At 64.9% G+C, this 23538-nt stretch carries 19 protein-coding genes; 17 read left to right on the top strand and 2 right to left on the bottom strand.

Features of this window, described 5'->3' with window-relative positions:
- Window positions 1–111: 111 nt before the first annotated feature.
- Entirely contained in the window at window positions 112–1416 is a 1305-nt protein-coding gene (locus tag ACVI1L_RS05370; RefSeq protein ID WP_456782445.1) for a phospholipid carrier-dependent glycosyltransferase, read from the top strand.
- Between the two features lie 62 nt (window positions 1417–1478).
- Here the strand turns inward: ACVI1L_RS05370 and ACVI1L_RS05365 are convergent, their stop codons facing one another.
- Entirely contained in the window at window positions 1479–2111 is a 633-nt protein-coding gene (locus ACVI1L_RS05365; RefSeq protein WP_057016944.1) for an OmpA family protein, read from the bottom strand.
- A 156-nt stretch (window positions 2112–2267) separates the two neighbouring features.
- Here ACVI1L_RS05365 and ACVI1L_RS05360 point away from each other — a divergent pair, with 156 nt between their 5' ends.
- The 13 genes from ACVI1L_RS05360 (at window position 2268) to ACVI1L_RS05300 (ending at window position 19537) form a co-directional block, all read left to right on the top strand.
- Entirely contained in the window at window positions 2268–2510 is a 243-nt protein-coding gene (locus ACVI1L_RS05360; protein ID WP_057017018.1) for a hypothetical protein, read from the top strand.
- Between the two features lie 78 nt (window positions 2511–2588).
- Window positions 2589–3752 carry a winged helix-turn-helix domain-containing protein gene (locus tag ACVI1L_RS05355; RefSeq protein WP_456782444.1) on the top strand — a complete coding sequence of 388 codons (1164 nt, stop codon included), beginning with the start codon at window positions 2589–2591 and terminating at the stop codon, window positions 3750–3752.
- 235 nt (window positions 3753–3987) lie between these two features.
- Window positions 3988–5313 (top strand): MFS transporter, encoded by a 1326-nt coding sequence (locus ACVI1L_RS05350; protein WP_456782443.1) that lies wholly within the window; start codon window positions 3988–3990, stop codon window positions 5311–5313.
- 233 nt (window positions 5314–5546) lie between these two features.
- Window positions 5547–6653: an efflux RND transporter periplasmic adaptor subunit gene (locus tag ACVI1L_RS05345; protein ID WP_057016947.1), complete on the top strand. Its 1107-nt coding sequence runs from the start codon at window positions 5547–5549 to the stop codon at window positions 6651–6653.
- 55 nt (window positions 6654–6708) lie between these two features.
- The gene (locus ACVI1L_RS05340; protein WP_456782442.1) at window positions 6709–9846 is read left to right on the top strand and encodes an efflux RND transporter permease subunit; all 3138 of its coding nucleotides are present in this window, start codon (window positions 6709–6711) and stop codon (window positions 9844–9846) included.
- A 22-nt stretch (window positions 9847–9868) separates the two neighbouring features.
- Complete coding sequence (locus ACVI1L_RS05335; protein ID WP_456782441.1) at window positions 9869–10477, top strand: TetR/AcrR family transcriptional regulator; 609 nt, start codon at window positions 9869–9871, stop codon at window positions 10475–10477.
- A 151-nt stretch (window positions 10478–10628) separates the two neighbouring features.
- A complete protein-coding gene (locus ACVI1L_RS05330; protein ID WP_057016949.1) occupies window positions 10629–11252 on the top strand; it encodes a flavin reductase family protein in 624 nt (207 codons plus the stop codon).
- A 354-nt stretch (window positions 11253–11606) separates the two neighbouring features.
- A complete protein-coding gene (locus ACVI1L_RS05325) occupies window positions 11607–12848 on the top strand; it encodes an SMP-30/gluconolactonase/LRE family protein (protein WP_456782440.1) in 1242 nt (413 codons plus the stop codon).
- Window positions 12849–13058: 210 nt separating this feature from the next.
- Window positions 13059–15326: an acyl-CoA dehydrogenase gene (locus ACVI1L_RS05320; protein ID WP_076826116.1), complete on the top strand. Its 2268-nt coding sequence runs from the start codon at window positions 13059–13061 to the stop codon at window positions 15324–15326.
- Entirely contained in the window at window positions 15326–16609 is a 1284-nt protein-coding gene (locus ACVI1L_RS05315) for an acetyl-CoA C-acetyltransferase (RefSeq protein WP_076826118.1), read from the top strand. The genes ACVI1L_RS05320 and ACVI1L_RS05315 overlap by 1 nt, the downstream gene beginning before the upstream one ends.
- 2 nt (window positions 16610–16611) lie before the next feature.
- Window positions 16612–18708 (top strand): 3-hydroxyacyl-CoA dehydrogenase NAD-binding domain-containing protein, encoded by a 2097-nt coding sequence (locus ACVI1L_RS05310; protein WP_456782439.1) that lies wholly within the window; start codon window positions 16612–16614, stop codon window positions 18706–18708.
- 26 nt (window positions 18709–18734) lie between these two features.
- Entirely contained in the window at window positions 18735–19166 is a 432-nt protein-coding gene (locus ACVI1L_RS05305) for an acyl-CoA thioesterase (protein WP_143270769.1), read from the top strand.
- A gap of 176 nt (window positions 19167–19342) precedes the next feature.
- Window positions 19343–19537: a hypothetical protein gene (locus ACVI1L_RS05300; protein WP_057016955.1), complete on the top strand. Its 195-nt coding sequence runs from the start codon at window positions 19343–19345 to the stop codon at window positions 19535–19537.
- Here ACVI1L_RS05300 and ACVI1L_RS05295 read toward each other — a convergent pair.
- Window positions 19513–19644 (bottom strand): hypothetical protein, encoded by a 132-nt coding sequence (locus tag ACVI1L_RS05295; RefSeq protein ID WP_256521284.1) that lies wholly within the window; start codon window positions 19642–19644, stop codon window positions 19513–19515. The genes ACVI1L_RS05300 and ACVI1L_RS05295 overlap by 25 nt on opposite strands.
- A gap of 29 nt (window positions 19645–19673) precedes the next feature.
- Here ACVI1L_RS05295 and ACVI1L_RS05290 point away from each other — a divergent pair, with 29 nt between their 5' ends.
- The 3 genes from ACVI1L_RS05290 to ACVI1L_RS05280 all read left to right on the top strand — a co-directional run bounded on the left by ACVI1L_RS05290 (window position 19674) and on the right by ACVI1L_RS05280 (window position 23526).
- Window positions 19674–20504 (top strand): DeoR/GlpR family DNA-binding transcription regulator, encoded by an 831-nt coding sequence (locus ACVI1L_RS05290; RefSeq protein ID WP_168857237.1) that lies wholly within the window; start codon window positions 19674–19676, stop codon window positions 20502–20504.
- Window positions 20505–20845: 341 nt separating this feature from the next.
- Complete coding sequence (glpD, locus tag ACVI1L_RS05285) at window positions 20846–22390, top strand: glycerol-3-phosphate dehydrogenase (RefSeq protein ID WP_229189533.1); 1545 nt, start codon at window positions 20846–20848, stop codon at window positions 22388–22390.
- Window positions 22387–23526 (top strand): ABC transporter ATP-binding protein, encoded by a 1140-nt coding sequence (locus ACVI1L_RS05280; protein ID WP_456782438.1) that lies wholly within the window; start codon window positions 22387–22389, stop codon window positions 23524–23526. The genes glpD and ACVI1L_RS05280 overlap by 4 nt, the downstream gene beginning before the upstream one ends.
- Window positions 23527–23538 lie beyond the last annotated feature (12 nt).

The following is a 23538-nucleotide window of genomic DNA, read 5'->3' as shown; positions in this document are numbered from 1 at the left end:
TGACAGTATGGGCACGATGGTTCCGTCACATGACCGTGGCGACGGATCGCGGATGCGGCTGATATCGTATATTTGTCACAAGCTGTGTTCCCCTCGCACCATGCTTGCCCTTTGAACATCGTATCCAAATCTCCTTCTGTTCCGCGACGTCCCGCCGCGCGCACGGCGATCGTCGCGGCAATCGTCTTCATCGTCGCCCATGTCGTGCTGCTGCTCGGGATCACGGCGCCGGACAAGCTCTATTTCGACGAGGTGCATTACGTGCCGGCGGCGCGGCAGATGCTGCTGCCGGTGCGCGAGGGCCCGATCCTCAATCCGATGCATCCGCCGCTTGCCAAGGAGATCATCGCCCTCTCGATCAAGGCATTCGGCGATGGGCCGCTGGGATGGCGCTATCCCGCGGCGCTGTTCGGTGCGCTGGCGCTGGTCGGCGTCTATCTCGGCGGGCTTGCGCTGTTCGCGTCGCAGCAACGCGCGATCGCTGCCGCGCTGCTCGCCTTCTTCAACCAGATGCTGTTCGTGCAGTCGCGGATCGCGATGCTGGATATTTTCGCGCTCGCTTTCGGCCTGTTCGCGATCGCGGCGTTCGTCCACGGCTTCAGGCAACAGCAGCCGCAATTCGCCTTTGCGCTGGCGGGGCTGTTCGCGGGGCTTGCCAGTGCCTGCAAATGGAGCGGGCTGTTCGTGCTCGCGACCTGCATCGCGATCGTCGCTGCGATCCGCTTGATGCAGGGCTGGCGCACGCGCTTTGCCGACGCCAATGCGGAGGATTGGTACCGGCCGGAGCTGTGGCCGGATTTTCGCGTTCCGCACTTCATGGTCTGCTTCGTGCTGATCCCGGCGGCCGTCTATCTCGCGACCTTCGTGCCGCTCTACGGCCTCTCGTTCACGGATATCATGGAGGCGCAGCATCGCATCTTTGCCGACAACACCACGGCCGCCATCGCGGGCCACACCTATATGAGCTCATGGCCGTCCTGGCCGTTCCTGGTGCGCCCGGTCTGGTACCTGTTCGAGAAGGTCGACGATGACAGGTTCGCCGCGATCGTGCTCCTCGGCAACCCGTTGGTGCTGTGGCCGGCATTGATCGCGCTGATCATTGCGCTGCGCGACTGGATCGTCGGGCGCGGCCGTGATGCATTTCTCGTGCTGGCGTTCTACCTCGGCCCGTATCTCGCCTGGGCCCTGCTGCCGCGCACGCTCGGTTTCATCTATTACTATCTCCCCGCGGCGACCACCGCGAGTTTCGTGCTGGTCTACGCCTTGACGCGCAAGGGTGCGCCGCGCTGGCTGCTGTGGGCGTTCGTTGCGGTTGGATGCGCAGGGTTTGTTGCGATGCTGCCGGTCACGGCCGCTGTCATCGAGACGTCGATGGCGACGTTCAACCGCCTGATGCTGTTTCAGGGCTGGATATGACGGTCTTTAAAGCAAAGTGATCCGCCTGCCGGGCATGGCAGGCGGATCGAGGCTGCGGGAGATTACTGCGAGGCGGTCTTGGTATCCATGTTGACGACCTGCACGCGGCGATTGGTCGGGTCCATCGGCGCGCTCGGGTCCTTCGGCCGGGTCTTGCCGTAGCCGACCGTCACGAGATCCGAGCCGTTCAGGCCGTAATGCTCGACCAGAAATTTCTTGATGGTGTCGGCGCGGCGCTCCGACAGGTCCTGGTTATAGGCCTCGCCGCCGATCGCGTCGGTGTGGCCGGCGACGACGAAGGTCGAGCCCTTCATGCTGGCATCGGACAGTGCCTTGCCGAGCTCCTGCACCGCCTGGGTCGAACCCTTGCTGATGTCGGCGGAGTTGTAGTCGAAGTGGATCTCCAGATCGATCTTCGGCTTGTTCGCCGCGATGTCGGCGATCTCCTGGCGTTCAACGCGCGACAACGAACGGGTCTGCCGGTTGCGGACGGTGTTGAGGAAGCTTGCCTCCTTGGCGGAAGCCGCGAGGTCGACCTGCGTGCCGGCGGAAAGGCCGCGGGTGGCCGACTTCGGCTTCAGCGCATTGAGAATCTGTGCGGCCGGAACGGCCTCGCTGCCGGCCAGTGCGACGCCCGCCGTCATCGACAGCGCGGCGCCGATTGTCAGAAAAGACAAGGAAAAAGAGCGGGTCATGGTTTTCGTCCTCAAATGTCGGGCTAGCCAATCCGGCTTGCTGTCGTTTTGATGCTGGGAGGATAGGACCGGTTCAAAGCTCGGAATGTGATCTGGGTCACGGTTGGGTGTGCCGCCCCGCTTGCGCCAGGCAGGCAGACGGGAAGCGAGGACATCATGGCCAACGTCAATCGTGTCCTCCGCTCGATCAATGACGAAGCTGCCTCGCGCTGCGTCGACATCTTCCTTCGCCCGGACGGCAGCATCGGCTTCGAGGAATATCGGCGGGACGTCGAAGATGGCCGTGGCTGGTTTCCGGTCGGCGGTCATTCGTCCCGCATCTTCCATGGAGAAAGCGCCGCGCTCGCGGCGGCGATCGGGGACGTTCCGTGGTTGCGGCGGGTCGTCGGATCGACGTAGCCGTTCCGAATGATGCGGAGCTGATTTCCGCCGCGCGGCTCTCCACAGCTGCGCGAATCTCACTACATTGCTGGGGCAATGTCCCGCGCCGCCGAACCCCTTTCGTTGAACAATGCTGCCGCCCGCCATATCTGGCTGCGCGCGCAGCGGCTCGATACCCAGGTGCCGTTCGGCGAAGGGGCATCAGCGGTGGCGGCCGCCGTCGATCATCTCGGCTATGTGCAGATCGACACCATCAACGTGATCGAGCGCTGCCATCACCACATCCTGTTCAGCCGCATTCCGGACTACCGCCGCGCCGACCTCAAGCAGGCGCAGAGCCGGGACAAGAGCGTGTTCGAGTACTGGACGCACGCGCTGTCCTACATTCCGTCCAAGGACATCGGCTTCTTCCTGCCGGCGATGAAGGCGCACAAGCGCGAGGGCCACAAATGGTTCTCGTCGGTGACCCCGGCGGATACGCGCAAGGTGCTGCGGCTGCTTCGTGCCGGTCCGCTGACGATCCGCGACATCGATGACGACGTGCTGACCGAGAAGGAGCATCTCTGGCAGAGCCGCAAGCCCTCCAAGCGCGCGCTGCAGCTCGCCTTCTACGGCGGCGTGGTCACGATCAGCGAGCGCGCCGGCATGCTGAAGACCTATGAGTTGATGACCCGGCACTTCGGCTGGGACAAGCCGCCGAAGCCGGCCCCGGCCTCGGCCCGGACGGCCTATCTGCTCGACCGCGCGCTGCGCTCACAGGGCATCGTCAGCCTGGATTCGATCTGCCATCTCGACGCGCCGAGCAAGAAGGCGGTGCGCAGCCTGATCGAGGCGAGGGTGCGCCGCAATGAGCTGGTGCGGATCGCGCTCGATGGCGCCGGCAAGCAGGAGCATTGGGCGCGGCCCGAGGTGCTGGACGCGACCGGCGAGGGTGATCCCACCCTGGTCCACATCCTCTCGCCGTTCGATCCGCTGATCATCCAGCGCAAGCGCACCGAGCTGTTCTTCGGCTATGGCCACCGTTTCGAGGCCTATGTGCCGAAGGAGAAGCGCCTGTTCGGCTATTTCGCGCTGCCGGTGCTGGTCGGCGACGACATCGTCGCCGCCCTCGACCTCAAGACCGACCGGCAGAACAAGAAGCTCCTGATGCAGAAATGGAGCTGGGTCGGCAACGGCAAGAAGCAGGCGGCACGCAAGGAGCTGAAGCGGCGCATCGAGGAAGAGCTCGACCGCTTCGAGCGCTTCCAGCTGGCTGAATAGGGGTGGCTCCGTCATTGCGAGCCAACGGGTCGCGCGAACGCGCGCCCGATGACAGGCTCCGCGAAGCAATCCATCGCGCCACAAGCGGATAAGTGATTGCTTCGCTTCGCTCGCAATGACGCCGTGCACAAAACGCACAGGTTTCCCGTTTGCGCTGTGAGCTATGAGTTTTTGCTATTGCTCAATGTGGGGCCAGCCAATAATCCTCACGGCAAGCAACACCCGGGGAAAGCTCATGAGCCAGACAGCTACCATCGCGCCCGATCGCGGCGCCCGCAGCGAGATCGAGACGTCGACGATCCGCGCGATCTCCTGGCGGCTGATCCCGTTCCTGATCCTGGCCTACTTCTTCTCCTATCTCGACCGCGTCAATCTCGGTTTCGCTGCGCTCACCATGAACAGCGAGTTGAAGTTCTCGCCGGTGGTGTTCTCGTTCGGCGCCGGCATCTTCTTCATCGGCTATTTCATCTTCGAGGTGCCGAGCAATCTGGCGCTGGAGCGGTTCGGCGCCAGCAAGTGGATCGCCCGCATCATGGTGAGTTGGGGCATCCTCTCGGCGTTGATGGCGGCGGTCTATGACGAGCACAGCTTCTACGCGCTGCGCTTCTTCCTCGGCGTCGCCGAGGCCGGCTTCTTCCCCGGCATCATCCTCTATCTGACCTACTGGTATCCGGCCGAGTATCGTGCGCGCTTCCTCGCCGCCTTCGCGCTCGCGGTGCCGATTTCGACCGTGATCGGCGCGCCGATCTCCGGCCTGTTGCTCGGCCTCGACGGCGTGATGGGCTTGAAGGGCTGGCAGTGGCTGTTCGTCATCGAGGGCATTCCATCGGTGCTGCTCGGCATCGTCACCTGGTTCTATCTGACCGACCGGCCGGAGAAGGCCGAGTGGCTCTCGGCCGAGCAGAAGGCGTGGCTCAAGGCAAAGCTCGACGCCGAGGTCGCGGCCAAGCAGGCGGCGAAGCATTTCACCTTGGGCGAGGCGCTGTCCTCGCCCAAGGTGCTGGCGCTCAGCGCGATCTATTTCGGTTTCGTCGCCTCGCTCTACGGCATGCAGTTCTGGCTGCCGCAGATCGTCAAGGCGTTCGGTCTGACCAACGCGCAGACCGGCTTCGTCACCGCGATCCCGTACGCATTCGGCACCGTCGCGATGATCCTGTGGGCGCGCCGTTCCGATGCCACCCGCGAGCGCGTGTTCCATGTCGGCGCGCCGCTGCTGCTGACCGCGCTGGCGCTCGCGGTCTCCAGCTACATCACCGATCCGGTCATGACGATGGTGGTGCTGACGGTCGCCGCGATCGGCGTGTTCTGCACCTTCGCGGTGTTCTGGACGCTGCCGATCGCCTGGCTCTCCGGCACCGCCGCGGCCGGCGCGATCGCGCTGATCAACTCGATCGGCAACCTCGCCGGTTTCGGCGGGCCCTATCTGATCGGCTGGGTCAAGGAAGCCACCGGCAGCACGTCGACCGGCCTGTTGGTGCTGTCGCTGTTGCCGCTCGCCGCGGGCCTGCTGGTTTTCCTCGGCAGCCATGAGACCAAGACCGAGTTCGCCGGCGCGAGGTAGCTCGCCCTCAAATCACGTGTTCCCGTAGCCCGGATGGAGCGCAGCGCAATCCGGGGAGCCGCCACCGGTGATGTCCCGGATTTCGCTCCGCTTCATCCGGGCTACGCATTTTCCGATCTCTGCACCCGCCAAATCCGACCCCGCTCACGAATTGGTTATCAATGACGAATATTGACATTTATCAGTGATAAATCGATACTCTTCATCAGTCGTCAGCCCGATGGAGATTTCAGATGTTCGTTCGTTCCGTTTTCTTGAGCTATTACAGGCTCTTAACCGGAGCGTCGCTGGCTTTCGCGGTGTTCGCGCTGACCGGCTGCAATGAAAAGGCGGCTGAAAACGCCGATCCGGGGCGCCCCGTTCTGGTGGCGACCGTCCATTATGAAGCTGAAACCCCTGAGCGCAGCTTTGTCGGCACCATCAAGCCCCGTATCGAAGCCGATATGGGCTTTCGGGTCGCCGGCAAGGTGGCCAAGCGGCTGGTCGAGGTCGGACAGACAGTCGACGTCGACCAGCCCTTGGCCACCCTCGACGAGGTCGACCTGAAGCTGCAGGCCGAGCAGGCGGAGGCGGAATTCCGCGCCGCCACCGGCGTGCTGGCGCAGGCCGCCGCCGCCGAGCAGCGCGCCAAGGATCTGAAGGCCAAGGGCTGGACCACCGACGCGGCACTCGATTCCGCCAAGGCCGCCGGCGACGAGGCCCGCGCGCGGCTGAACCGTGCCGAGCGCTCGGTCGAGCTGACCAGGAATTCCCTCTCTTATGCAACGCTGGTGGCCGACACCCGGGGTGTCGTCACAGCGACCATGATCGAGCCCGGCCAGGTGGTTGCCGCGGGCCAGGCTTCGATCCGTGTCGCCCGACTTGGCGAGAAGGAAGCTGTCGTCGCGATCCCCGAGACGCTTCTTGCTCGTGCCAGGTCGGGCGTAGCCACGGTGACGCTGTGGTCGGACGCCAAGAAGAGCTATGCCGCCAGGCTGCGCGAGGTCGCGCCGCAGGCCGATCCCGCCACCCGCACCTATCTCGCAAAATTCTCGCTGCCGGACGCGGACGAGGCGGTCTCGCTCGGCATGACCGCGACGCTGACGCTGGCCGACAAGGCGAGTGAGCGCGTCGCCAAGTTGCCGCTGTCGGCGCTGTACAGCCAGGGCGGCGATCCCTCGCTCTACATCGTCGACGACAAGGGCGACATCGCGCTGAAGCCGGTCAAGGTGAAGGCCTATGAGAGCAACAACGTCGTCATCTCCGGCGGCGTCGACGATGGCGCCAAGGTGGTCGCCCTCGGTGTGCAGAAACTCGATCCGAGCCAGAAGGTGCGGGTCGTGTCGTCGCTGTCGTTCTAACCCTCGCATAGCAGCGGAAACGGTTCTGGGACTGGTCTAGAACTTGGAGAGTTCGATGAAGCGCTTCAACCTTTCGGCCTGGGCGGTCAGCCATCCGACGCTGGTGCTGTTCCTGATGATCATCCTCGCCGCCGCCGGCTTCTTCTCCTATGAGAAGCTCGGCCGCGCCGAGGATCCGTTCTTCACCGTCAAGGTGGTGAACGTCTCGGTGATGTGGCCGGGCGCGACCTCGCAGGAAATGCAGATGCAGGTCGCCGATCCGATCGAGAAGAAACTGCAGGAGCTGCCGTTCTTCGACAAGGTGCAGACCTATTCCAAGCCGGGCTTCACGGCGATGCAGGTCTCCTTCAAGGATTCGACCTCGCCGAAGGACGTGCCCTATCTCTTCTATCTGTTGCGCAAGAAGCTGGTCGATGTGCAGGGCGAGCTGCCCTCCGGCATCCTCGGTCCCGTCGTCAACGACGAATTCTCCGACGTCGATTCGATCCTCTATATGATGACCGGCGACGGCGCCAATTATGCGCAGCTCAAGAAGGTCGCGGAGGGTTTTCGCCAGCGCCTGCTGAAGGTGCCGGGCGTCACCAAGATCGATCTCTACGGCACCCAGGACGAGCGTATTTTCGTCGAGTTCTCGCATGCCAAGCTGGCGACGCTCGGCATCACGCCGCAGGCGCTGTTCGACTCGCTCGCCAAGCAGAATAACGTCACCCCGGCCGGTACCGTCGAGAGCTCGTCGCAGCGCGTGCCGCTGCGCGTCACCGGCGCGCTTGACGGCGTCAAGGCGGTTGCCGAGACGCCGGTCGAGAGCAACGGCCGCGTGTTCCGGCTCGGTGATATCGCGACCGTCAGCCACGGCTATGTCGATCCGCCAAGCTTCAAGGTGCGTCAGGAAGGCAAGCCGGCGCTCGGCATCGGCGTCGTCACCGCCAAGGGCGCCAACATCCTCGAGCTCGGCAAAGAGGTCCAGAAGGCGACCGCCGAGTTCCTGAAGGCGGTGCCGCAGGGCGTCGATATCGAGCAGATCGCCGACCAGCCCAAGGTGGTCGAGCACGCCGTCGGTGAGTTCGTGCACTCCTTCGTCGAGGCGCTCGCGATCGTGCTGTTCGTCTCCTTTGTCGCGCTCGGCTGGCGCACCGGCATCGTGGTCGCGCTGTCGGTGCCGCTGGTGCTCGGCATCGTCTTCATCGTGATGAACGCAATGTCGCTCGACCTGCACCGCATCACGCTCGGCGCGCTGATCATTGCGCTCGGCCTTCTGGTCGACGACGCCATTATCGCGGTCGAGATGATGGTGGTGAAGATGGAGCAGGGCTGGGACCGCATGAAGGCGGCGTCCTTTGCCTGGGAATCCACCGCGTTTCCGATGCTCACGGGGACGCTGGTCACGGCCGCTGGCTTCCTCCCCATCGGCTTTGCCAATTCTGCGGTCGGCGAATATGCCGGCGGCATCTTCTGGATCGTGGCGATCTCGCTGGTCGCCTCCTGGTTCGTCGCGGTGATCTTCACGCCCTATATCGGCGTCAAGCTGTTGCCCAACATCAAGGTGCACCAGAACCACGATCCGCACGCGATCTACGAGACGCGGATGTATCGCGGCCTGCGCAGCGTCGTGCAGTGGTGCGTCGATCACCGCATCAAGGTGGTGGCGGCGACCGTCGGCGTCTTCGTTGCCTCCATCGTTGCGTTCGGCCACGTCCAGCAGCAGTTCTTCCCGCTGTCGGAGCGGCCCGAGCTGTTCCTGCAGCTGCGTCTGCCCGAGGGCACCGCCTTCAACGTCACCGAGAAGGCGGTGAAGCAGGCCGAAGGGCTGCTGAAGGGCGATGACGACATCCAGACCTACACCGCCTATGTCGGCCAGGGCTCGCCGCGCTTCTGGCTCGGCCTCAATCCGCAGCTGCCGAACGAGGCCTTTGCCGAGATCGTGATCCTCGCCAAGAACGTCGAGGCGCGCGAGCGCGTCAAGGCCAAGATCGAGCAGGCCGCCGCCGATGGCGCTTTGAACGAGGCGCGGGTCCGGGTCGATCGCTTCAATTTTGGTCCGCCGGTCGGCTTCCCGGTCCAGTTCCGCGTGATCGGCCCCGATGCCAACAAGGTGCGCGACATCGCCTACCAGGTGCGCGACGTCATGCGCCAGAACAAGAACGTCAAGGACGTCCAGCTCGACTGGAACGAGCAGTCGCCCTATCTGAAGCTCGCCGTCGACCAGGATCGGGCGCGTGCGCTCGGCCTGACCCCGCAGGACGTCTCGCAGGCGCTGGCGATGCTGATCTCGGGCGCGCCGGTCACCACGATCCGCGACGGCATCGAGAAGGTCGGCGTGGTCGCCCGCGCGGTGCCGTCCGAGCGGCTCGATCTCGGCCGCGTCGGCGATCTCACCATCACCACGCGCAACGGCGTCGCCGTCCCGCTGCAGCAGATTGCCAAGATCGAATATGCGCATGAGGAGCCGATCCTGTGGCGGCGCAACCGCGACATGGCGATCACCGTGCGCTCCGACGTCGTCGACGGCGTGCAGGCGCCCGACGTCACCAACCAGATCTCGCCGAAGCTGAAGGACATCCAGGCCCATCTCGAGCCAGCCTACCGGATCGAGCCGGGCGGGGCGTTCGAGGAATCCGCCAAGGGCAATGCGTCGATCTTCATCCTCTTCCCCGTGATGGTGATGGTGATGCTGACGCTGCTGATGATCCAGCTGCAGAGCTTCTCGCGCCTGTTCCTGGTGTTCCTGACCGCGCCGCTCGGCATCGTCGGCGCCTCGCTGGGGCTCAACGTCGCCAACCAGCCGTTCGGCTTCGTGGCGCTGCTCGGCCTGATCGCGCTCGCCGGCATGATCATGCGCAACGCCGTGATCCTGGTCGACCAGATCGAGAGCGACGTGGCGTCCGGCCTGACCCGGCGCGAGGCGATCGTCGAAGCCACCGTCCGGCGCGCCCGGCCGGTGGTGCTGACGGCCCTGGCCGCCATCCTCGCTATGATCCCGCTGTCGCGCTCGGCGTTCTGGGGCCCGATGGCGATCACCATCATGGGCGGTTTGTTTGTTGCGACTTTCCTGACCTTGCTGTATCTGCCGGGCCTTTACGCCCTCTGGTTCCGCAAGACCCTCGAGGAAAGCGGCTCCGAGCAAACCGATACTGCGCCGCAGCATGCCGGCGATGCGCAACGCGCATTTTCGCTTGCTGAAGCGGCCGAATAATTGAAGATTGAGCAGGCCCAACATGACACTGATCTCGGAGCATAGCGAAACCGACACCCGCGAGCGGATTCTCGTGGTGGCGGAGCGCTTGTTCCGGCAGATCGGGTATCAGAAGACGACGGTCGCCGACATCGCCAAAGAGATGCGGATGAGCCCCGCCAACGTGTACCGCTTCTTCGATTCGAAGAAGTCGATCCACGAGGGCGTGGCCCGCGGCCTGATGGGCGAGGTCGAGATCGAGGCCCGGCGCATCGCGCGCTCGGAAGGGCCGGCGGCGCCACGCTTGCGCCAGATGATGACGACCATCAATCGCATGAACACCGAGCGCTATGTCGGCGATTCCAAGATGCACGAGATGGTCGAGATCGCGATGCAGGAGGACTGGGACGTCTGCGTCGCCCATATGGAGTGTATCGCCTCCATTATCGGCGAGGTGATCGCGCAAGGAGCCGCGTCGGGGGAGTTCGAGATCACGGACCTGCAGCTCGCCTCGCTCTGCGCCTGCACGGCGATGATGCGGTTCTTCCACCCACAGATGATCGCCCAATGTGCCACCAAGCCGGGCCCGACCATCGACCAGATGATCGATTTCGTGATCGCCGGCCTATCGCCGCGCGGCCGCGCCAATTGAGCGCCAGGGCTGACATTTTCGTCAGTTGACTTCCTTGTCATTCCGGGGCGATGCGTAAGCATCGAACCCCAATGCGCAATCGCGCATTGTGGAATCTCGAGATTCCGGGTCTGGTCCTTACGGACCATCCCGGAATGACGAGGACGCAATCGTGACCGCCAAAGACCTGCATTTCTACGAGCCGAAGAACGGCCACGGCCTGAAGCACGACCCGTTCAACGCCATCGTCGCGCCGCGGCCGATCGGCTGGATCTCCTCGCGCGACAAGGGCGGCAACGTCAACCTCGCGCCCTACAGCTTCTTCAACGCGTTCTGCTATGTGCCGCCGATCATCGGCTTCTCCTCCACCAACTGGAAGGATAGCGTCGCCAACATCCAGGACACCGGCGAGTTCGTCTGGAATCTGGCGACGATGGATCTCGCCAGACACATGAACGCGACGGCGGCGCATGTCGCGCGCGATGTCGACGAGTTCAGGCTCGCGGGCCTCACGCAGGTCGCCGGCAAGCTCGTCAACGTGCCGCGGGTCGCCGAAAGCCCGGTGTCGTTCGAATGCAAGGTGAGCCAGATCGTCCAGCTCCAGGGCGCCGACGGCAAGAAGGCCGAGGCCTGGCTGACGCTCGGCGAGGTCGTCGCCGTCCACATCGACAAGGCCTTCATCAAGGACGGCGTCTACCAGACCGGCCTCGCGCACCCGATCGTCCGCGCCGGCCGCCGCGGCGACTACTTCGAGATCAAGCCGGAAAACATGTTCGAGATGATCCGGCCGGATTGAGTGCTGCTCTATCCTCCCTCTCGCCGTTCTTCACGGGGGCGAGACGAGCGAAGCTCGCTCTTAGAGGGTAGGGTGAGGGGCTGCTTCCACCAGCTGTGATGGTCGTGAGACCTGTACCCCCTCACCCGAAATTCAAGCTGCGCTTGAATTTCGACCTCTCCCCGCAAGCGGGGCGAGGTACGGGACGTTGCTCCGCTGCGGATTCGTGCGCTCCGCAACGACGGCCCGCACCACAACAATGTGAAATTTTCGCGCGCGGGGATGAAAAACCGTCACTCGCAACCTCTCCGAGAGCAGTCTAACCTCCACTCGCCAGGCCGGATCAACGGCCGGCCAACAGAGTGGGAGGATGCGATGACACGCCACGAGCGGAGCGATCCGAACGAAGAACAACGCGATCCGAATGTTTCACGGCGCACGCTGGTTCAGGGACTGGCGGTTTCCGCCGCTGCCGTAGCCAGCATCGGCAGCGCGCTGGCCCAGAACGCGCCCGCGCCGGTCGGGCCGCCGACGACGATCACCAGCCCGCCGCGCGACTTCAGTCCGCGCGGTGCGCCGACCACCTATTTCTGGGACCCCGACATCATCGCGGTCGATCCGTCCTTCAACGACCTTGCCCAGCCCAACACCTCGATCAAGCGCCTCTATACCGGCCTGTTGTGGGCGGAAGGCCCGGCCTGGAGCTCGCAGGGCCGCTATCTGCTGTGGAGCGACATCCCGAACAACCGGCAGATGCGCTGGTCGGAAGATGACGGCCATGTCAGCGTCTTCCGCATGCCGTCGAACTACTCGAACGGCAATTCGTTCGACTTCCAGGGCCGCCAGCTGTCCTGCGAGCATCTCACCCGCCGCGTGACGCGCTACGAGAATGACGGCACCGCGACCATGCTCGCCGACAACTATCAGGGCAAGCGGCTGAACTCGCCGAACGACGTCGTCGCGCATCCGGACGGCAGCTACTGGTTCACCGATCCGCCCTATGGCGGCCAGCTCTATGAGGGCGAGCCTGATGCCGCGGGCGGCCCGAGCAATCCGGCCGGCAAGCTCAATCCCCGGATCGGCCAGCCGGCGGGCTTCGTGCCGGCCAAGCGCGAGCTGCCGACCAATTGCTACCGCATCGACCCGTCCGGCCGCGTCGATCTCGTAGTGAGCGAGGACCAGGTGCCGGACCCGAACGGCCTCTGCTTCTCGCCGGACTACAAGAAGCTCTACGTGGTCTCGACCGGCAAGGGACCGGGCGATAGCGGACCCGGCGGCAAGGGTGACGTTTTCGTGTTCGATGTCGGCGCCGACAACAAGCTTTCCAACGGCAAGCGGTTCAGCGATTTCACGATCGACGGCGTGAAGTGCGGACCGGACGGTATCCGCTGCGACGTCAACGGCAATGTCTGGTGCTCGAGCAATGCCGGCCGCGCGGTCGGGTACAGCGGCGTGACGGTGTGGTCGCCGGAAGGCAAGCTGCTCGGCCGTATCCGGCTGCCCGAGGTCTGCGGCAACATCACCTTCGGTGGTCCCAAGCGCAACCGTCTGTTCATGGCCGCAAGCCAGTCGCTCTACGCGGTCTATACCGCAACCCAGGGAGCGGGGGCCGCCTAGCTCGTCTTGCATGGGGATGGCGTCTGCGCCATCCCCCGCTACCTGATTGTCGCACCTCAGCTTTCGGAACTGAACCCGCGGCGTGCCGTTAACAAAATGGCGCCTGGGCCGCGTCAATTTCGCTTTATCTGCGAAGCGAAGTGTTCACCGGTGAACGGCACTTTCCGATAAGATCACCCATCCGCGCCGCCGTTTCATGAGGGATCCGCCATGAGCTTCCGCCGCGACTATATGACAAAACCGATCTTCTCCTGGGCGCGTGGCGTGCTGCCGACGATGTCGGACACCGAGCGCGAGGCGCTGGAAGCCGGCGACGTCTGGTGGGACGCCGATCTATTCACCGGCAACCCCGACTGGTCGAAATTGCTGGCGTTCGCGCCGGCCAGATTGACCGAGGAAGAGCAAGCCTTCCTGCACGGTCCGGTCGACGAGCTCTGCAGGATGCTCGACGAGTGGAAGATCAACTGGGAATGGCGCGATCTGCCGCCCGAGGTCTGGGCTTTCATCAAGGCCAAAAAATTCTTCGGCATGATCATCCCGAAGGAATTTGGCGGCCTCGGCTTCTCGCCCTACGCGCATTCCGAGGTGGTGCGCAAGATCTCGTCGCGCTCGCTGACCGCGGCCGTCACCGTGATGGTGCCGAACTCGCTCGGGCCCGGAGAGCTCTTGATGCGCTTCGGCACCAAGGAGCAGCAGGACAAATGGCTGCCGCGCCTCGCCTCCGGACAGGACATTCCCTGCTTCGGCCTGACCAGCCCGGAGGCAGGCTCCGACGCCGCCTCGATGATCGACACCGGCATCATCTGCAAGGGCAATTTCGAAGGCCGTGAGGTGCTCGGCTTGAGGCTCAACTGGCACAAGCGCTACATCACGCTCGGCCCGGTCGCGACGCTGCTCGGCCTTGCCTTCAAGGCCTATGATCCCGATCACCTCGTCGGCAGCGAGGAAGAGCTCGGCATCACCGTCGCGCTGATCCCGACCCATCTGCCGGGCGTGTCGATCGGCCACCGCCACCTGCCGGCGATGCAGGTGTTCCAGAACGGCCCGAACTGGGGCAAGGACGTCTTCATCCCGCTCGACTACATCATCGGCGGCGAGGCACGGCTCGGTCAGGGCTGGAAGATGCTGATGACGGCTCTTGCCGCCGGCCGCGGCATCTCGCTGCCGTCGCTGTCGGCGGCCGGCGCTGCCTATGCCGCGCGTACCACCGGCGCCTATGCCCGCGTCCGCGAGCAGTTCGGCATCTCGATCTCGAAATTCGAAGGCATCGAGGAGCCGCTCGCGCGTATCGCCGGCACGGCCTATCTGCTCGACGCCGCACGGCGGCTGACCTGCGCCGCACTGAACGAGGGGCATCATCCCGCCGTCATCTCCGGGATCATGAAGTTGCACGCCACCGAGCGGATGCGGATCGCGATCGATGACGCCATGGACATCCATGGCGGCAAAGCCGTGATCGACGGGCCGCAGAATTATCTCGGCGGGCTCTACCGCTCGGTGCCGGTCGGCATCACGGTCGAGGGCGCCAACATCCTGACCCGCAATCTGATCGTGTTCGGGCAGGGCGCGATCCGCGCGCATCCCTATCTGTTGCTGGAGATGAACGCGCTCGGCGAGACCGACCGCGACAAGGGTCTGACCGCGTTCGACACCGCGTTCTGGAAACATATCGGCCACAGCTTCGCGACCATGTTCCGCGCCTGGGGCCGCAGCTGGAGTTTTGGGATGTTCGCACCGGCGCCGGATGCCGGCGATGCGACCGAGTTCTATCGCCAGCTGTCGCGCTACTCGTCGGCGTTCGCGCTGTGCGCCGACATGGCGCTGCTCACCCTCGGCGGCGCGCTGAAGCGCAAGGAGATGCTCTCGGCACGCTTCGGCGACATCCTGTCCGAGCTGTATTTGCTCTCCGCTGCCTTGAAACGCTGGCAGGACGAGGGCCGGCAGAAGGCGGATCTTCCCGCGCTCGAATGGTGCATGGCATCCGGCTTCAAGACCATCGAGAACCGCTTTGCGGAAATCTTCGCCAATCTGCCGAACCGCCCGATGGCTTGGCTGCTGAAATTCCTGATCCAGCCGTTCGGCGCCCGCGTCACGGGCCCGACGGACCGCGTCGTGCAGCAATGCGCGCAGCTCGTGCTGTCGCCGTCGGCGGCGCGCGACCGCCTGACGCCGGACCTCGCCTTTGTCGAGGATGACGGCGGCATCGCAAGGCTGGAGAAAGCCTTCCGCCTCGTCACCGAGGCCGAGGATGCCGCTAAGCAGCTGCGCGCGGCGCGTCTGCATGACTGGAAGGAGGCGGTCAAGAAGGGCGTTATCACCGAGGCCGACGGCGAGAAGCTTGCCGCTGCCCACGAGGCCGTCGCCAAAGTCATCGAGGTCGATGATTTTGCGCCGGAGGCGCTGTCCCCGATTTACAAGAAATCCGCCGACGTGCATCAGTTCTTCCAGGAGCTTGGTGAGCAGAGGGCGGCGAGCTGATGGCGCGACCAGTCTTTATCGTCGACGGCAGCCGGACGCCGTTCCTGAAGGCGCGCTCCGGTCCCGGCCCGTTCACCCCGGTCGATCTTGCCGTACAATGCGGTCGGCCGCTGCTGGCACGGCAGCCTTTCGCGCCCACCGCCTTCGACCAGGTCATCCTCGGCTGCGTCAACGTGATCGCCGACGAGATGAACCCGGCACGGGTTGCGGCGCTCAGGCTCGGTATGGGCGAACAGATGGTCGCCTTCACGGTGCAGATCAATTGCGGCTCCGGCATGCAGTCGATCGACACCGGCTATCGCTACATCCGCGAGGGCATCTCCGACCTGATCCTCGCCGGCGGTGCCGAAGCCTTGAGCCACGCGCCGCTGGTCTGGCCCAATTCGGGCGTGCGCTGGTTTGCCGGCTTCGCCGGCGCCAAGGGGCTCGGCGCCAAGATCGCCGCGGCGCTGAAGGTGAAGCCGAGCTACTTCAAGCCGATCATCGGCCTCGAGCGCGGGCTGACCGACCCGATCACCGAGCTCAACATGGGGCAGACCGCCGAGAAGGTCGGTCATCTCTTCGGCATCACCCGCGCCCAGTCCGATGCATATGCTGCCGAGAGCCATCAGCGGCTGGCCAACGCGCAGAAGCAGGGCTTTCTCAAGGGCGAGGTCGAGACCGCGTTCTCCCGCGACGGCAAGTTCTTCGACCATGACGACGGTGTCCGCCCGGACTCGACCCCCGAGACCCTGGCGAAGCTGAAGCCGGTGTTCGAGCGTCCGTGGGGCCAGGTCACCGCCGGCAATTCCTCGCAGATCACCGACGGCGCCTCCTGGGTGATCCTGGCGTCCGAGAAGGCGGTGGCCAAGCACGGGCTGACGCCGAAGGCCGTCATCCTCGACAGCCAATGGTCGGCGCTCGATCCCTCGATCATGGGCCTCGGCCCGGTGCTCTCGGCGAGCGCGCTGCTCAAGCGCAATAGCCTGACCTTGCAGGATGTCGAGACCTGGGAGCTGAACGAGGCCTTCGCCACCCAGGTGCTGGGCTGCCTCGCGGCATGGAACGACGAAAAATTCTGCCGCGAGATCCTTGGCCTCGATGGCGCGGCCGGCGAGATCGACCGCGCGAAGTTGAACGTCGACGGCGGCGCGATCAGCCTCGGCCATCCGGTCGGCACCAGCGGCAACCGCATCGTGCTGCATCTGGTCAATGCGATGAAGCGGCTCGGCACCAGGCGCGGCGTCGCCACCGAATGCATCGGTGGCGGGCAGGGCGGCGCGATGTTGATAGAGACGGTGTGATCATGGATTCACGGATCATGGACGTTCTCTCCGGCCGCGTGCTCGAACTCGGGCCGAAGCCTGCCGCCGACAGTCCCTACAAGAATTTCAAGCTGACGCGCGATGACGACGGTATCGCCTGGCTGCTGTTCGACCGCGCCGGCGCCAGCGCCAACACGCTGTCCGCCGATCTACTCGAGGAGCTCGATGCCATCGTCGCGGCGCTGGAGAACCAGCGGCCGACGGGTCTCGTGGTGCGCTCGGCCAAGCCAAGCGGCTTCATCGCCGGCGCTGACGTCAATGAGTTTCGCGGCGCCAGCGATTCCAGCGCGGTCGAGACCGCGATCGGCCGCGCCCATGCGGTGATCGACCGGCTCGAGGCGCTGCGCGTGCCCTCGGTCGCCGTCATCCACGGCTTCTGCCTCGGCGGCGGCCTCGAGGTCGCGCTGGCCTGCCAGATGCGGATCGCGATCGACGATGCCAGGTTCGGTTTCCCAGAGGTGATGCTCGGCCTGCATCCAGGTCTTGGCGGCACCGTGCGCTTCACCGAGCTGGTCAACCCGATGCAGGCGATGACCTTGATGCTGACCGGCAAGACCATCGACGCGCGCCGCGCCAAGGCGCTCGGCCTGGTCGACGCCGTCACCCAGGAGCGCCATGTCCGCAACGCGGCGAAGGATGCGGTGTTCGGCCGGCTGAAGCGCGCCAGGCCGGGCGCGCTCAACTCGATTCTCAATCTTGGTCCGGTCAGGGGCTTCCTCGCCTCGCGGATGCGCAGCGAGGCCGAGAAGGCCGCGCCGCGCAAGCATTACCCGGCGCCCTATGCGCTGATCGATCTGTGGGAGAAGCACGCCGGCAACCGCTCGGCGATGCTGAATGCGGAGAAGGCCTCGTTCGCCAATCTGATGGTGACGCCGACCGCGCAGAACCTGATCCGTGTGTTCTTCCTGCGAGAGCAGATGAAGAAGCTCGCCGGCAGCGGCAACAAGGTTGCGCACGTCCATGTCATCGGCGCCGGCGCGATGGGCGGCGATATCGCGGCCTGGTGCGCCAACCAGGACATGCTCGTGACCTTGGCCGACATGAAGGCCGAGCCGATCGCGGGCGCCATGAAACGAGCGTCAGAGTTGTTCGGCAAGATCATGCGCAAGCGGATCGACCAGCGCGACGCGCTCGACCGGCTGATCCCCGACATGGACGGCGAGGGCGTCCGCAATGCCGATCTGATCATCGAGGCGGTGCCGGAAAAGCTCGAGCTGAAGCAGAAGGTCTATGCCTCTCTCGAGCCGAAGATGAAGCCCGGCGCGATCCTCGCCACCAATACGTCGAGCATCCCGCTGCAGGATCTGCGCACCACGCTGGCACGGCCGGAGCGGCTGCTCGGCCTGCACTTCTTCAATCCGGTGTCGCGGCTGCAACTCGTCGAGGTCGTCAGCCATGACGGCACCGATGCGGCGATGCTCAAGGAGGCGCTCGCGTTCGTCGGCGCCATCGACCGCCTGCCGCTGCCGGTGAAGAGCTCGCCGGGCTTCCTCGTCAACCGCGCGCTGACGCCCTACATGCTGGAAGCGATGATGATGCTGGACGAGAAGACCGACCAGCGCCTGATCGACGCGGCCGCCGTCGAGTTCGGTATGCCGATGGGGCCGATCGAACTCGCCGACCAGGTCGGCCTCGATATCTGCCTCGATGTCGGCGACATGCTGCGCTCGAAGTTCGGCGACACGCTGCCGCCGACGCCTGCGTGGTTGCGCGAAAAAGTCGCCAAGGGCGAGCTCGGCCGCAAGACCGGCAAGGGCTTCTACACCTGGAAGGACGGCAAGGCGGAAAAGGCGCCGCTGCCGGAGACCGGTCCCCGGGTCACCGATGAGATGATCGACCGCCTGGTGCTGCCGATCTCGAATGTCTGCGTCGCCGCCTTGCGCGAGGGCATCGTCGACAATCCCGATATGGTCGACGGCGCGATGATCTTCGGCACCGGCTATGCCCCGTTCCGCGGCGGCCCGCTCAACTATGCGCGCAGCCGCGGCGTCGACGATGTGGTGTCGGCCATGCAGGCCTTGATGCGCAAGTTCGGCGGACGATTTGCGCCGGATCCCGGCTGGGAGGCATTCAAGTGAGCGATTCGCAAGGGACCGGCTCGCAAGTGACCGCCGCCCACGCTCACGCGCCGCTGAGCAACGACGCCGAGCCGAAGGGCGATCTCTGCATCCGCACGCTGGCGATGCCGGCCGACACCAATGCCAATGGCGACATCTTCGGCGGCTGGCTGCTCAGCCAGATGGATCTCGGTGGCGGCGTGTTCGCCTCCAAGGTGGCGAAGTCGCGCACCGTGACGGTCGCGATCGACGCGATGAACTTCCGCAAGGCGGTCAATGTCGGCGATCTCGTCTCCGTCCACGCCAATCTGGTGCGCATCGGCCGCACCTCGATCACGGTGCATCTCGAGGCCTGGGTGCTGCGCCGCCGCGAGCAGCAGTCGATCCTCGTGACCGACGGCAATTTCACCTATGTCTCGATCGACGAGCAGGGCCATCCGCAACCGATTCAGCGCGACGGCGCGACGATCGAAACCTGACATTTTTCGCGCGCCAGTGCCGCTGATTCGGTGGGAAAGGAAACGCGTCGAAACTGGGTCCGGAGCGTGGTTTGATTGCAAAAACCCGGAGTTTTTGGCGCTTCGCCGCGCAAAATAATCGAGGAACAAACAGCCAGCGACTCCGTTGTCGGGCCGAAGTCAAACCGAGGCTGACAATGTCCGACAGTTACGTGATCGAAGTGAGTTCGCAGACGGCGGGTATCGTGGTGCGCGATACGCGTGGTTATCAGTTCTTTGCTGCATCGCACCTTTTTGACCGCCTTGAAGGCCAGATCTTCCGCAATGCGCGCGAGGCCGAGCGCGCGGCGCGCCGGCTGCTCGCCGGTCAATCCATGCAGATGGCATCGTAGAACGCCTTCGCGTCATTGCGCATGGCCCGGGCGAAGCGTCCACCTTCGCCCAGGCCTTCCCTGACCCGGCACTGCACGTTGACCTCCGTGCCGAACGGTCGCACCATGGGCGACTCGCCGTTTCAAGGGGGCCGCCGTGGCCGGACTCTCCCATCGCCAGACTGAAATCCTCAACATCGCGCGCGCGTTCGGCCGGGTCATGGTCGAAGACCTCGCCAAGCGGTTCGAGGTGTCGGCGCAGACCATCCGCAAGGACCTCAACGATCTCTGCGACCAGCGCTCGCTGACCCGCATCCATGGCGGCGCGATCATCGCCTCGGGCGTCGAGAACCTCGCCTACGAGGCGCGCCGCTTCGTCGCCGCCGAGGAGAAGAAGGCGATCGGCGCTGCCGCGGCGGCACGGATTCCGAACGGCTGCTCGCTGTTCATCAATATCGGCACCACCACAGAAGAGGTCGCGAGCGCGCTGACCTCGCATGAGGACCTGCTGGTCATCACCAACAACCTCAACGTCGCGATGCTGCTGTACCGCCATCCGCGCATCGAGGTGGTGGTGGCCGGCGGCACGGTGCGCCGCGCCGACGGCGCCGTGGTCGGCTCCACCGCGACCCAGCTGATCGGCCAGTTCAAGGTCGACTACGCCATCATCGGCGCATCCGCCATCGACGAGGAGGGCGCGCTGCTCGACTTCGACTATCGCGAGGTGCAGGTCGCGCAGGCGATCATCGCCAATGCGCGCAACGTGATGCTGGTCTCGGACTCGACCAAGCTCCGCCGCAGCGCGCCGGTGCGGATCGCCCATATGAGCCAGATCCAGACCTTCGTGACCGATTCACCGCTTCCTGCGGGCCTCGCCAATATCTGCCATAGCCGCGGTATCGAGGTGGTCGTCGCGATGGACAAGCCGCAAGTCGATCTCGACGACAACGCCGCCGACGCGGCACCCGCGGCGCTGCGCAGCGCGTAGTTTGCGATCTCGCTGCTGAGGCATCATCCTCGCACAGCTTTTTCCCCGTCATCCTGAGGAGCGCGCTCTTGCGCGCGTCTCGAAGGGTGAACGGCCACATTTGGGCCGCGCCCCCTTCGAGGCTTGCCCAGCGGCGCAATTGCGCCGCAAGGCTCGCACCTCAGGGTGACGGTCTAGTACCGGATGCGTCGAACGTAACCTGCCCCCAGCCGCAATCACCCGCCCAAAGAATCCCCAGCCCGAGTTCCCCATTTTCACTTTGCTTTCGTTTTTGGTTGTGATTTACTCCAATACGAAAGTAAAACCGTCAAAGCGAAGGCGGTTGCCGGGGGAAGCGTTCTTTGGACCAGATTTACGACCTCGCCATCATTGGAGGCGGCGTTAATGGCTGCGGCATCGCACGCGATGCGGCGGGCCGGGGTAACTCTGTTTTCCTCTGTGAAATGAATGACTTGGCTAGCGGGACGTCGTCCTGGTCGACCAAGCTCGTGCATGGCGGTCTGCGCTATCTCGAATATTACGAGTTTCGTTTGGTGCGCGAGGCGCTGATCGAACGCGAAATCCTCTGGCAGATCGCGCCCCACATCATTCGGCCGCTACGTTTCGTTTTGCCGCACCACGCCGGCCTGCGTCCGGCCTGGCTGCTGCGGCTCGGCCTCTTCCTCTACGACCATATCGGCGGCCGGCATTTGCTGCCGGCGACGCGCTCGGTCGATCTGACGCGCGACGCGGTCGGCAAGCCGCTGATCCCGGGCCGCTACACCAAGGGCTTCGAATATTCCGACTGCTTCGTCGACGATGCCCGGCTGGTTGCGCTGACCGCGCGCGATGCCGCCGATCGCGGCGCCGAGATCCGCACCCGCACCCGCGCGGTCGAGATCAGGCAAGTCGACGGCGTCTGGCACGTCACGGTCGAGGACAGCGTCACGGGTACCCGCGACACGATCCAGTCACGCGTGCTGGTCAATGCCGGCGGTCCCTGGGTCGAACAGGTTCTCGCCTCGGGCGCCGGCGTCAACGCGCGCGCCAAGGTGCGCCTGGTGCAGGGCTCGCACATCGTGGTGCCGAAGCTCTACGACCACGACCGCGCCTACATCTTCCAGAACGCCGACGGCCGCATCATCTTCGTCATTCCCTATCAGGGCGACTTCTCGCTGATCGGTACCACCGATCGCGACTATGACGGCGATCCGGCCAAGGTGAAGGCGACGCAGGAGGAGATCGAATATCTCTGCGCGTCCGCCAGCGCGTATCTCGCCAAGCCGGTGAAGCCCGAGGACGTGGTCTGGAATTACTCCGGCGTGCGTCCGCTCTATGACGACGGCGCCAGCGAAGCCAAGGCCGCGACTCGCGACTATGTGTTCGAGCTCGATACGCCCGGCGGTGCGCCGCTACTGTCGATCTATGGCGGCAAGATCACGACCTATCGCCGCCTCTCCGAAGAGGCGCTGGAGCGGCTGTCGCCTTATCTCCGCGGCACAAAGGCGCAGGAGGGCTGGACCGGCAAGGCGCCGCTGCCCGGCGGCGACATGGATGTATCCGCGGTCGCGGCGCTGAGCGCCGAATTGATCCGCACCTATCCGTTTCTCGCGCAATCGCACGCCAATCGTCTCGCGCATGCCTATGGCACGCGCGCCAGCAAAGTCTTGGGCAATGCAACATCGACGGCCGATCTCGGCCGCTCCTTCGGCGCCACCTTGACGGAAAGCGAAGTCAGGTACCTGATGGCGAACGAATGGGCTCGGACTGCGGACGATGTCGTCTGGCGACGATCCAAGCTGGGCTTGCGGATGACGGCGGGTGAAATCGCCGCGCTCGACGAGTGGATGCTCGCCAACCGCGTGTCCGGTGAACGTCCCCTCCGCGAAGCGGGAGGACGGGCATGAGTGTCACATTGCAGAATGTCACGCGAACCGTGGATGGCATTCCGACCATCCGCGACGTGTCGCTGACGCTGGAGCGTGGCACGCTCAGCGTGCTGCTCGGGCCGACGCTGTCGGGCAAGACCTCGATCATGCGGCTGCTCGCCGGCCTCGACAAGCCGACCACCGGCCGCGTGTTGGTCGACGGCAAGGACGTCACCGGCGCCGACGTGCGGCAGCGTTCGGTCGCGATGGTCTATCAGCAGTTCATCAACTATCCCTCGCTGACGGTCTACGAGAACATCGCCTCGCCGCTGCGCGTGCAGGGCAAGCCGCGCGCCGAGATCGAGCGGCGGGTGGCGGAAGCGGCCGGCCTGTTGCGGCTCGAGCCGTTCCTGAAGCGCACGCCGCTGCAACTCTCCGGCGGCCAGCAGCAGCGCACCGCGATCGCGCGGGCGCTGGTCAAGGGCGCCGACCTCGTGCTGCTCGACGAGCCGCTCGCCAATCTCGACTACAAGCTGCGCGAGGAGCTGCGCGCCGAGCTGCCGCGCATCTTCGAGGCCTCCGGCGCGATCTTCGTCTATGCCACCACCGAACCGTCGGAAGCGCTGCTGCTCGGCGGCGACACGGTGTGCATGTGGCAAGGCCAGGCGCTGCAAACCGGCGCGACGCCGAAGGTCTACCGCCATCCCGACACGCTGCGCGTTGCCCAGGTGTTTTCCGATCCGCCGCTCAACATCATCGGCATCGAGAAGAAGGGCGCGCAAGTGATCTATGCCGGCGGCGAGCAGGCGCCCGCGGTCGGCCTCTATGCCAATCTGCCCGATGGCCGCTACCGGACCGGCTTCCGCGCGCACCAGCTCGAGGTCGGGAACGTCGCGGCCGGCCGCCACAAATTTTCCGCCGCGGTGACGGTGACCGAAATCACCGGGTCGGAGAGCTTTGTGCACGTCCATGTCCACGGCTCGAACTGGGTCGCGGTTCTCCACGGCGTGCACGAATATGAACCCGGGCAGGTGCTCGATGCCGCGCTCGATCCCGACAACATCTTCGTGTTCGACGCCGCCGACCGCCTCGTCGCATCGCCCGCGACCTCGTTTTCGGGCAACGTGCATCGCAGTGCTCGCGCTGCAAACGCGTCAGCCGGCAACGGCACGTGAGGGAGATGCTTC

This window comes from Bradyrhizobium sp. USDA 4516 (assembly GCF_054055915.1).
Note: the sequence above shows the minus strand (reverse complement) of the source record. Positions and strands in the feature narration are given on the sequence as shown.

What these genes read in the sequence shown, in the direction of transcription:
- ACVI1L_RS05355 (WP_456782444.1), top strand. Translation starts at nt 2,589, where the DNA reads ATGTCCCGCGCCGCCGAACCCCTTTCGTTGAACAATGCTGCCGCCCGC.
- ACVI1L_RS05310 (WP_456782439.1), top strand. Translation starts at nt 16,612, where the DNA reads ATGGATTCACGGATCATGGACGTTCTCTCCGGCCGCGTGCTCGAACTC.
- ACVI1L_RS05325 (WP_456782440.1), top strand. Translation starts at nt 11,607, where the DNA reads ATGACACGCCACGAGCGGAGCGATCCGAACGAAGAACAACGCGATCCG.
- ACVI1L_RS05360 (WP_057017018.1), top strand. Translation starts at nt 2,268, where the DNA reads ATGGCCAACGTCAATCGTGTCCTCCGCTCGATCAATGACGAAGCTGCC.
- ACVI1L_RS05345 (WP_057016947.1), top strand. Translation starts at nt 5,547, where the DNA reads ATGTTCGTTCGTTCCGTTTTCTTGAGCTATTACAGGCTCTTAACCGGA.
- ACVI1L_RS05365 (WP_057016944.1), bottom strand. Translation starts at nt 2,111, where the DNA reads ATGACCCGCTCTTTTTCCTTGTCTTTTCTGACAATCGGCGCCGCGCTG.
- ACVI1L_RS05350 (WP_456782443.1), top strand. Translation starts at nt 3,988, where the DNA reads ATGAGCCAGACAGCTACCATCGCGCCCGATCGCGGCGCCCGCAGCGAG.
- ACVI1L_RS05335 (WP_456782441.1), top strand. Translation starts at nt 9,869, where the DNA reads ATGACACTGATCTCGGAGCATAGCGAAACCGACACCCGCGAGCGGATT.
- ACVI1L_RS05320 (WP_076826116.1), top strand. Translation starts at nt 13,059, where the DNA reads ATGAGCTTCCGCCGCGACTATATGACAAAACCGATCTTCTCCTGGGCG.
- ACVI1L_RS05315 (WP_076826118.1), top strand. Translation starts at nt 15,326, where the DNA reads ATGGCGCGACCAGTCTTTATCGTCGACGGCAGCCGGACGCCGTTCCTG.
- ACVI1L_RS05340 (WP_456782442.1), top strand. Translation starts at nt 6,709, where the DNA reads ATGAAGCGCTTCAACCTTTCGGCCTGGGCGGTCAGCCATCCGACGCTG.
- ACVI1L_RS05280 (WP_456782438.1), top strand. Translation starts at nt 22,387, where the DNA reads ATGAGTGTCACATTGCAGAATGTCACGCGAACCGTGGATGGCATTCCG.
- ACVI1L_RS05300 (WP_057016955.1), top strand. Translation starts at nt 19,343, where the DNA reads ATGTCCGACAGTTACGTGATCGAAGTGAGTTCGCAGACGGCGGGTATC.
- ACVI1L_RS05295 (WP_256521284.1), bottom strand. Translation starts at nt 19,644, where the DNA reads ATGGTGCGACCGTTCGGCACGGAGGTCAACGTGCAGTGCCGGGTCAGG.